At 74.3% G+C, this 9,632-nt stretch carries 7 protein-coding genes and 1 pseudogene; 2 read left to right on the top strand and 6 right to left on the bottom strand.

Annotation, left to right across the window (positions count from 1 at the left end):
- Positions 1-291: pseudogene (locus tag ACSNOD_RS23495) on the top strand (hypothetical protein); the annotation flags it as partial.
- Between the two features lie 214 nt (positions 292-505).
- On the opposite strand, the gene sucD reads toward ACSNOD_RS23495, so the two are convergent.
- The 5 genes from sucD to ACSNOD_RS23470 form a co-directional block, all read right to left on the bottom strand.
- A complete protein-coding gene (gene sucD / locus ACSNOD_RS23490) occupies positions 506-1,390 on the bottom strand; it encodes a succinate--CoA ligase subunit alpha (RefSeq protein WP_436769013.1) in 885 nt (294 codons plus the stop codon).
- Positions 1,391-1,412: 22 nt separating this feature from the next.
- Complete coding sequence (gene sucC / locus ACSNOD_RS23485) at positions 1,413-2,588, bottom strand: ADP-forming succinate--CoA ligase subunit beta (RefSeq protein WP_436769012.1); 1,176 nt, start codon at positions 2,586-2,588, stop codon at positions 1,413-1,415.
- A 291-nt stretch (positions 2,589-2,879) separates the two neighbouring features.
- Positions 2,880-4,190 carry a VWA domain-containing protein gene (locus ACSNOD_RS23480; protein WP_436769011.1) on the bottom strand — a complete coding sequence of 437 codons (1,311 nt, stop codon included), beginning with the start codon at positions 4,188-4,190 and terminating at the stop codon, positions 2,880-2,882.
- Positions 4,191-4,247: 57 nt separating this feature from the next.
- Positions 4,248-6,860, bottom strand: coding sequence for a DUF5682 family protein (locus tag ACSNOD_RS23475; RefSeq protein WP_436769010.1), 2,613 nt, complete (start codon positions 6,858-6,860; stop codon positions 4,248-4,250).
- Entirely contained in the window at positions 6,857-7,966 is a 1,110-nt protein-coding gene (locus tag ACSNOD_RS23470) for an ATP-binding protein (protein WP_436769014.1), read from the bottom strand. The genes ACSNOD_RS23475 and ACSNOD_RS23470 overlap by 4 nt, the downstream gene beginning before the upstream one ends.
- A 397-nt stretch (positions 7,967-8,363) precedes the next feature.
- Here ACSNOD_RS23470 and ACSNOD_RS23465 point away from each other — a divergent pair, with 397 nt between their 5' ends.
- Positions 8,364-8,822 carry a hypothetical protein gene (locus ACSNOD_RS23465; protein ID WP_436769009.1) on the top strand — a complete coding sequence of 153 codons (459 nt, stop codon included), beginning with the start codon at positions 8,364-8,366 and terminating at the stop codon, positions 8,820-8,822.
- A gap of 37 nt (positions 8,823-8,859) precedes the next feature.
- Here the strand turns inward: ACSNOD_RS23465 and ACSNOD_RS23460 are convergent, their stop codons facing one another.
- Complete coding sequence (locus ACSNOD_RS23460) at positions 8,860-9,324, bottom strand: MmpS family transport accessory protein (RefSeq protein WP_436769008.1); 465 nt, start codon at positions 9,322-9,324, stop codon at positions 8,860-8,862.
- Between the last annotated feature and the right edge of the window lie 308 nt (positions 9,325-9,632).

Raw genomic sequence — 9,632 nt, 5'->3', positions numbered from 1 at the left:
GGGGCCGGTACGGGCGGTGATCCGGGCCGGCCGCCGGAGATGGCGGCGGGCAGCGAGGCGACGGCCGGGGCGAGCGCTCCCCCGGACGGGCCGGAGGCGGGCGGCGGGGGCTCCGGGGAGGCCCCGGGCGAGGCCCCGGGGGTCGCGGCCGACCCGGTCGAGGGCGACCCGGGAGAGCCGCCGCCGGGCGATGTCCCGCCGGAGGGCGCGGCCGACGAGGGCCCGGACGGAGCGGCGGAGAACGAGCCCGACCCGGGCGCCCGGCTCGACGTCGACCAGCTCATGCCCTAGGGCCACGACCGTCACCGCCCCGGCGACGGCCGGGCGCCACGCCGTCCGCGCCTGCCGTGGCGGCAGAACGGGGGTGGGCCCGGACCATGTGGTCCGGGCCCACGCCCTGTGAGCTCCGCGGAGCCGCGGAGCCGCGGCTCCGCGTCACTCCGCGTCACGAGGTCACGGGCGGCCGGGAAGGCCGGCCACCCGGAACGACGTCGGCGACGTCAGGTCAGCCGGCGAGCGCGGCACGCGCCAGGCGGGCCGTCTCGGAGGGGGTCTTGCCGACCTTCACGCCGGCGGCCTCCAGGGCCTCCTTCTTGGCCTGGGCCGTGCCGGAGGAGCCGGAGACGATGGCGCCGGCGTGGCCCATGGTCTTGCCCTCGGGCGCGGTGAAGCCCGCCACGTAGCCGACGACCGGCTTGGTGACGTTGGCCTTGATGAAGTCCGCGGCCCGTTCCTCGGCGTCTCCGCCGATCTCGCCGATCATGACGATCAGGTCGGTGTCGGGGTCGTCCTGGAACGCCTTCAGCGCGTCGATGTGGGTGGTGCCGATGATCGGGTCACCGCCGATGCCGACGCAGGAGCTGAAGCCGATGTCCCGCAGCTCGTACATCATCTGGTACGTCAGCGTGCCGGACTTCGACACCAGGCCGATGCGGCCCGGCTTGGTGATGTCGGCCGGGATGATGCCCGCGTTCGACTGACCCGGCGTGATCAGGCCCGGGCAGTTGGGGCCGATGATGCGGGTCTTGTTGCCCTTGGCCTGGGCGAGCGCCCAGAACGCGGCGGTGTCGTGGACCGCGACGCCCTCGGTGATCACGACGGCCAGCGGGATCTCGGCCTCGATGGCCTCGACGACCGCGTCCTTGGTGAACTTCTCCGGGACGAAGATGACCGTGACGTCGGCGCCGGTCTGCTCCATCGCGTCCTTGACGGAGCCGAAGACCGGGACCTCGGTGCCGTCGAAGTCGACCGTGGTGCCGGCCTTGCGCGGGTTCACGCCACCGACGATGTTGGTGCCGGAAGCCAGCATGCGCTTGGTGTGCTTCTGGCCCTCGGAGCCGGTCATGCCCTGGACGATGACCTTGCTGTCCTTGGTGAGGAAGATAGCCATGGTGTTCTGGTGACCTCGTCCCTTACTTCGCAGCCAGCTCGGCGGCGCGCTCGGCGGCGCCGTCCATGGTGTCCACCTGCTGCACCAGCGGGTGGTTGGCGTCGGTGAGGATCTTGCGACCCAGCTCCGCGTTGTTGCCGTCGAGGCGCACGACCAGCGGCTTGGTGACGTCCTCGCCCTTGCTCTTCAGCAGCTCCAGGGCCTGGACGATGCCGTTGGCGACCGCGTCGCACGCGGTGATGCCGCCGAAGACGTTGACGAACACGGACTTGACGTCCGGGTCGCCGAGGATGATCTCAAGACCGTTGGCCATCACCTCGGCGGAGGCGCCGCCACCGATGTCGAGGAAGTTGGCGGGCTTGACGCCACCGTGCTTCTCGCCGGCGTAGGCGACGACGTCCAGGGTGGACATGACCAGGCCCGCGCCGTTGCCGATGATGCCGACCTGGCCGTCGAGCTTGACGTAGTTCAGGCCCTTGGCCTTGGCGGCGGCCTCCAGCGGGTCGGCCGCGGCCTTGTCCTCCAGCGCCTCGTGCTCCGGCTGGCGGAACTCGGCGTTGGCGTCCAGGGACACCTTGCCGTCGAGGGCCAGGATGTCGCCGTTGGCGACCTTGGCGAGCGGGTTGACCTCGACGAGGAGCGCGTCCTCGGCGACGAAGGTCTTCCACAGGGTCACCAGGACCTCGGCGACCTTCTCGGCCACCTCGGCCGGGAACTTCGCCTGGGCGACGATCTCGCGGGCCTTCTCCAGGGTGACGCCCTCGTTGGCGTCGACCGGGACCTTGGCGAGGGCCTCGGGGGTCTTCGCCGCGACCTCCTCGATGTCCATGCCGCCCTGCACGGAGGCCATGGCCAGGAAGGTGCGGTTGGTGCGGTCCAGGAGGTACGAGACGTAGTACTCCTCGAGGATCTCGGGAGCCGTCTCGGCGATCATCACCTTGTGGACCGTGTGGCCCTTGATGTCCATGCCGAGGATGTCCGTCGCGCGGGCGACGGCCTCGTCCGGGGTGGCGGCCAGCTTCACGCCGCCGGCCTTGCCACGGCCGCCGACCTTGACCTGCGCCTTGACGACCGAACGGCCGCCCAGACGCTCGGTCGCCTCGCGCGCCGCCTCAGGCGTGTCGATGACTTCACCGGCCAGCACCGGTACACCGTGCTTGGCGAAGAGGTCCCTCGCCTGGTACTCGAACAGGTCCACGCGCGTCCGTCCCTTTTCCATGGATATCGCGGTTCGTTGTCTGCGCGGGCGTGCCGCGGTGGCAGCGTGAGGACGCGATCTATGACGAGGGCGGCACACGTGCGCGATACGCGGCATGTCCGTCTCGCAGGTTAACCCCGTCGGACGTGGCTCCCTAAATCACAGATCACATGCGGGCGGTGATTACAGTCACAGATCGCGAGGACGGCGGCGTGGCGTACGCCGTCCGGGCGTGGCCTTTCGCCGGCCTTCGCTCATCCGCACCGGCCATTCGTCGGCCTTTCGGCGCGCTCACCCCCCGGGCGGGGCGGACGGCACGGGCAGGGGGCGCTTCTCCAGGGCCGCCGCCATGACCTCGGGAAAGTGATCGGGGGTGCAGGCGAAGGCCGGGACCCCGAGCGCGGCGAGCGCCGCGGCGTGCGCCCTGTCGTACACCGGTGCGCCCTCGTCCGAGAGCGCGAGCAGCGCCACGACCCCCACTCCCGCGGCCCGCATGGCCGCCACCCGTTCGATCATCTCGTCGCGTATGCCGCCCTCGTACAGATCACTGATGAGGACCACGACCGTGTCGGCCGGCCGGGTGATGCGGGACTGGCAGTACGCCAGCGCGCGGTTGATGTCCGTGCCGCCGCCGAGCCGGGTGCCGAAGAGGACGTCCACCGGGTCGTCCAGCCGGTCGGTGAGGTCCACCACGGAGGTGTCGAAGACGATCAGCCGGGTGGAGATCGCCCGCAGGGACGCCAGCACCGCGCCGAAGACGGCGGCGTGCACCACGGAGGCCGCCATCGACCCCGACTGGTCGACGCAGAGGATCACCTCCTTCCGCAGGGAGCGGGCCGCCCGGCCGTGGCCGATGAGCCGCTCGGGCACGACCGTCCCGTGGTCGGGGAGGTAGTTCCGCAGATTCGCGCGGATCGTACGGTTCCAGTCGATGTCGCGGCCGCGGGGGCGGTTCACCCGCGCGGAGCGGTCGAGCGCGCCGGTGAGCGCGGCCCGGGTGCGGGGCGCCAGGCGCCTCTCCAGCTCGGCGACGACCGCGCGGACCACGGCGCGGGCGGTCTCCCGGGTGGTCTCGGGCATCGCCTGGTGGAGGGAGAGCAGGGTGCCCACCAGGTGCACGTCCGGCTCGACGGCCTCCAGCATCTCGGGCTCCAGCAGCAGCGCGGACAGCCCGAGCCGCTCGATCGCGTCCCGCTGCATCACCTGGACCACGGAGGTGGGGAAGTAGGTGCGGATGTCACCGAGCCAGCGGGCCACGCGGGGCGCGGAGGCCCCGAGGCCGGCGGTCCCGGGCCGGTCGCCGCCCCCGGGGGCCGCGCCGGTGCGGTAGAGGGCGGCGAGGGCGCGGTCCATGGCGGCGTCCCGCCCGTCGAGGCGGCAGCCGGTGCCGTCGGCGCCGTCCTCCGCGCCGAGCACGAGGCGCCAGCGGCGCGCCCGCTCCTCCGCGGCGGTTCTCCCCTTGTCCACGGTTTCCCCTCCCGTCGAGTCCTTCGCGACCACGCCGGCCCCCGGGGCGGGTGGCCGACGCCCCCGCCTTTCCCTCCCCGCCGGAGCACCGCCCGACGGCCGCCCCGGCCATCGCTCCCTCCTCGGCCACGCCATCCTGCGTGGCGGCTCACGGCCGATCGCGGGGCCACGGTCGCGCTCGGCCTCCGGGCGTCATCCATGTGCCTCCGCGAGGTCGCCCTCGCCGTCCTCGCCGAGCAGCAGGCGCAGCATCGGGAGCACGGCCGCCGCGCGGGCCGGGTCGAGGTCGGGGCCGAAGCCGGGGACCGGAGGGTCGGCGCGGGCGCCCGGGCCGGCGGGCGGTCGACCGGGACCGCGTGCGACCAGCTCCCCGACAGCGCGCCGGACACCCGCGTCGAACGCGGCGAACGTACGGCGCAGCAGGGGCAGCACATCGGTGAAGGCGGTCGCCGGTATGCCGGTCAGCCAGGCGTCGACGAGTGCGAGCAGCCGCTCGTCGTGGACCAGCAGCAGCCCGCCGCCCGCGCCGCCCCCGACGAAGCCCTCGATCCACGCGGCGGCGTCGGCCGGGGGCGCGCCGGGCGACAGGGCGAGGCCCATCAGCCGAGCCGCCGCGTCCTCGGGGAGCAGCCCGTCGTCGAGCAGCAGGCGGGCGGCCCGGCCCCGTACGCCACCCGGCACGGCGTCCCGCTCCGCCAGCCCCCGCAGCACGGCGCTCCAGCGCTCCCGCAGCGCCGGCCGCGTGGCCTCGCCCAGAAGGGCCACCGCCCCGTGCACGGCCTCCAGATGCCCCCGCATCTCCGCCGCGCCGTCCGCGTCCAGGCCGACGCAGGCCGGCGGGAGTCCGACGAAGATCCGCTCGGCGAGGCCGCCCGCCACCTCGGCCAGCGCTCCCGCGTCGGTGCCCCGGACATCGCCGTACCGCAGCGAGCGGACCAGCGCCGGCAGCGCCCGGGCGAGCCTGCCGACGTCGGTGTCCAGGGCCGCCCGATCGGCGAGCACCCGCATCACGACCGGCAGCGCGTCGGGGAGCCCGGCCAGCAGGCAGCGCTCGGCGAGCGCGGTGACCTCCGGCAGCTCCCGTGCCGCCAGGGCGTCGGACCACGCCTTGGCGGTGGCCGCCGAGAGCACGGTGGTGCCCCAGACGCCCGCCTCGGCGACCCGCACCGACAGCTCCGGCTCCCAGCACAGCCGCCAGGTCTCGCGGAACGTGCCCAGCCCGGCCCGCGAGGGCGCGCGTTCTCCCCAGTCGACGCCGAGCAGCCGCAGGCGGTGCAGCAGCCGGCTGCGGCCGGCGTCGGTCTCCTTGCGGAGGTCCAGCTCCAGCTCCCGGCGTTCCGCCTCGGGCTTCAGCCGCAGGGACCGCTGGGCCCGGGTCAGATCGCGCTGGAGGGGCACGGCCGGGGCGGAGGCGGGCACCCGGCCGAGGACGTCGCCGATCACGAGGCGGTCCCGGATGAGGTCGAGCGGCACGTCCGATCCCCCGCAGAGCACCGCCCGTACGGCGTCGGTGGTCTCGGTGAGCCCGGGGAGCGGGCGCCCGCGGAGGGCGGCGAGGGTCTCGGCGAGCCGTACGGCCTCGATCACCTCGGCGGGCGAGACGGGATGGTCCTGCTCCCGCAGCAGGCCCGCGACCTTGGTCATCCAGCGTTCCACGGGCCGGTCGGGCGAGGCGAAGAGATGCCCGTACCAGCCGGGCGAGGCGATCCCGGCGCCGTAGCCCGCGCCGGGGCGGCCCGGCGCGTCGTCCGTTCGGGCCAGCCGCCGGTGGCTCCAGGGCACCCAGGTCACTTCGGCCTTCACCTTCGGCAGGCCGGTGAGGAGCCGCCGGTCGTCGGCGACGGTGGTCCGCTCGGCCAGGGCGGGGACGTGCCAGGCGCCGCAGACGACGGCGACGCGGTCGCCGAACGTCCGCCGGGCCTCGCGGAGCCGCAGCCGCATATGGGCCTCCCGCGCCGGGTCGTGGCCGTGCCCGCCGGCGTGGCCGTAGACCTTCCGCAGCGCGGTCATGGCCTCGGCGAGTGCGGCGAAGGCGGCCAGCACCCCGCTCCCGCCGGTGTCCTCGCCACCCCCACGGTGCTCGACGACGTCCTCCCACCAGCGCTCGGGGTCGTCGTACCCGGCCGCCTCGGCCAGGGCCGCGAGCGGGTCCCGGCGCAGCGCCCCGCCCGGCGGGGACGGCGGGGACGGCAGGCCGCCGGACGGCCCGGCGGGAAGGCCGCCGGGCGGCGGAGCCGCGAGGTCGCCGGGTGGCGGGACCGGGCGGCCCTCGGGCGGCGGAGGCGGCCGGTCCTCGGGCGGCAGAGGCGGAGCGCCGGGCGGCGAGGCCGGCAGACCGCTGGCGGGCTCGGTGGGAAGGCCGCCGGGGGGCTCGGCAGGGGGGCCGTCGGAGTCCGGCCGCTGCTCCGCTTCGGCGAGGGCGAGGGTGTGGGCCGCCGGGAGGTCGATGAAACGGACGGGGACGTCCCGGTCCAGCGCCCAGCGGAGGGCCACCCACTCGGGGGAGAACTCGGCCAGCGGCCAGAACACGGCGCGGGAGGGGTCGTCGGCGCCATGGGCGAGCAGGGCGACGGGCGGCCGCATCCCCTCGTCGGCGGCCAGGGGGACCAGGGGGTCGCCCTCGGGCGGGCCCTCGATGAGGACGGCGTCGGGCTCGCACTCCGTCAGGGCGGCCAGCACCGCCCGCGCGGAGCCGGGGCCGTGGTGGCGCACGCCGAGGAACCAGGGGCTGTCCCCGCCGCCGGGGCGCTCCCGCCGCGGCGGAGCGGCGGACGCGGGCGCAGGCGCGGACGCGGACGCGGTCATGCGCTCACCTCCCGGCAGGCTCGGTAGAAGTCCCGCCAGCCGTCGCGCTCGCGGACGACGGCCTCCAGGTACTCCTGCCAGGCGATCCGGTCGGTCGAGGGGTCGCGCACGACCGCGCCGAGGATGCCGGCCGCCATGTCGGCGGGGCGGAGCACGCCGTCCCCGAAGTGGGCGGCGAGCGCGAGGCCGCCGGTGACCACGGAGATGGCCTCTGCGGTGGAGAGGGTGCCGGAGGGCGATTTGAGCCGGGTGCGACCGTCGGCGGTCACGCCGTCGCGCAGCTCGCGGAAGACGGTGACGACCCGGCGGATCTCGTCGACACTGTCGGCGGCGACGGGCAGTTCGAGGGAGCTCCCGATCTGTCGAACGCGCCGGGTCACGATGTCGACCTCGGCGTCGGCGGTGGCGGGCAGCGGCAGCACGACCGTGGTGAAGCGGCGGCGCAGCGCGCTGGAGAGGTCGTTGACCCCCCGGTCGCGGTCGTTGGCCGTGGCGATGAGGTTGAAGCCGCGCACGGCCTGGACCTCCTCGCCCAGCTCGGGGACGGGCAGCGTCTTCTCGGACAGGATGGTGATCAGCGTGTCCTGCACATCGGCGGGGACGCGGGTGAGTTCCTCGATCCTCGCGGTCATGCCCTGGGCCATGGCGCGCATCACGGGGCTGGGCACGAGCGCGTCCCGGCTGGGGCCCTCGGTGAGGAGCCGGGCGTAGTTCCAGCCGTAGCGCAGGGCCTCCTCGGGGGTGCCGGCGGTGCCCTGGACGAGGAGGGTGGAGTCGCCGCTGACGGCGGCGGCGAGGTGCTCCGACACCCACGTCTTGGCGGTGCCGGGGACGCCGAGCAGCAGCAGGGCACGATCCGTGGCGAGGGTGGCGACGGCCACCTCCACGATTCTGCGCGGCCCGACGTACTTGGGCGTGATGACGGTGCCGTCCCCGAGCGTGCCGCCCAGCAGATACGTGGCCACCGCCCACGGCGACAGCCGCCACCGCGCGGGCCTGGGCCGGTCGTCGGCCGCGGCGAGGGCCGCGAGTTCGTCGGCGAAGGTGTCCTCGGCGTGCGGCCGCAGGGCCTGCTCGGGCGTGCCGGTGCCGAGCGTGCCGTTCATGGGCCTGCCGATCGCGGGCCGGCCGTTCTCCGACATGCCGTTCACGGGCCCGCCGTTTTCGGGCCGGCCGATCTCGGGCGCGGTCATGGGTCCCCCTCCAGATCCGGTTCCTCGGATGTCCTCGGATGCGGATGTGCTCCCACGGTGCACCACGCCACTGACAATCACCGATCGCCGCAGCTCAGCGCGGTTTCGGGCAGCCCGGCCCGGGTGGGCGGCGGCAGGGTGTCGCGCGAAAAAAGCGGTCGGCACGCCCAAGTGGCGCGACACGCCGACGACTTCGCCGCCCAATCCCTTGAATCCGGGCGCACGCCGTCCCTACATTCGGGCGCGTTTCCGCCGGGGCGAAGCAACCGCGGAAACGAAACGCCGACAACCAATTCAGGGGGAATGCACTGTGCACGGCAAGAAATTGACCTCGCGCGTCGCCGTCGTCACCTCGGCGCTCGCGCTGACGCTCGGCCTCGCCGGCACCGCGAGCGCGAGCGCCACCACGACCGGAGCCGGGGCCGGAGCCGCGAGCTCGGCCGCGGCCGAGGCGGGTGGCGCCCGAGCGCAGGGCCAGAAGTGCGCCACCGTCGTGACCAGCAACGGGGCGGGGAGCGTCGACGTCTGCTGGAACTGGTACGCGAACTCCCAGGGCAGCTACAACGGGCGCTTCTGGGGCACCTTCCACGACCGGAAGCCGAACGACGGCCGGTGGGTCATCCTCCATGCCATCTGGTCGGGCGGCTCCTGGAAGCCCGTGGCGACCGCCGCGAACGGTGAATCGTTCAGCCGCGACTACACCAACCTGAAGGGCCTGACCTTCCGCGCCTGCCTCACCGGAGGCTACTGCGGGTCCTCGCCCTCCTGAGCGGAGGCCGGGTGGGGCCATCGGCCCCACCCGGGCATCACTTCGCGGTCGGCGGCACCGCGACCGGCGAGACCGCCACACACGCGGCCGAGGCCGCGATCCCGTTCGCGCTCTTCTCCTCGATGACCTTGCCCTTGTACGTGATCTTGCAGCCGACCTCGCCGCCCGCGTCGACGGCGATCGCGGTGACGGCGGGCGGCATGATGCCCTTGAGCGTGACGGTCTTCGTCCACGGCGCCGTGGGCCGGTCCACGCTCTCCAGCTTCGGGTCCATCGCCTTGCCGCCCCCGCCGTTGTACTCGATGGACCGCAGGCCCTTGCCGGTCACCTCATAGGTGACCTCGTAGGTCTCGTTGACCGTCTTGTCGACCGCGTCCACCGCCTTGTTCTCCGCGGACTCCTTGACCCCCTTGGCCTTCTCGGCCACCGAGCAGCCGGCGGCGGTCATCGCCAGCCCGGCCACGGCGAGGGCGGTCAGGGCGGTGCGGACTGAGCGCTTCATCGGTGATCCTTCTCAGGCTCGGGCACACGACGGCGAGGTGCCGACAGCGGGGTGCCGAAAGTGGGCCAAGCCAACCGTAAAGGGAAGGCAAAGGCAACCCGGCTCTCCGGGAGCCCGTACGGGCCGGGCCGCGTTGTCAGTGGCACCCCCTACCGTCGAAGACATGACGCAGCAGGGGGTGCTCCGGACGGCGGAGTCGGTGCTGGCACTGGCGCCTGACGCGGCATCACGCCGCGCGGGCGGCGAACTGGCCGCGTCCGGTCGGTGGTGGTCGGGGACGGGCGCGTACGAGGGGGCGATATGGGGGG

The sequence above is a fragment of the Streptomyces sp. URMC 123 genome (assembly GCF_051386515.1).
Classification (GTDB): Bacteria; Actinomycetota; Actinomycetes; order Streptomycetales; family Streptomycetaceae; genus Streptomyces.
The sequence above is the reverse complement of the archived record's forward strand: the minus strand, read 5'-3'. Positions and strand labels throughout refer to the sequence as shown.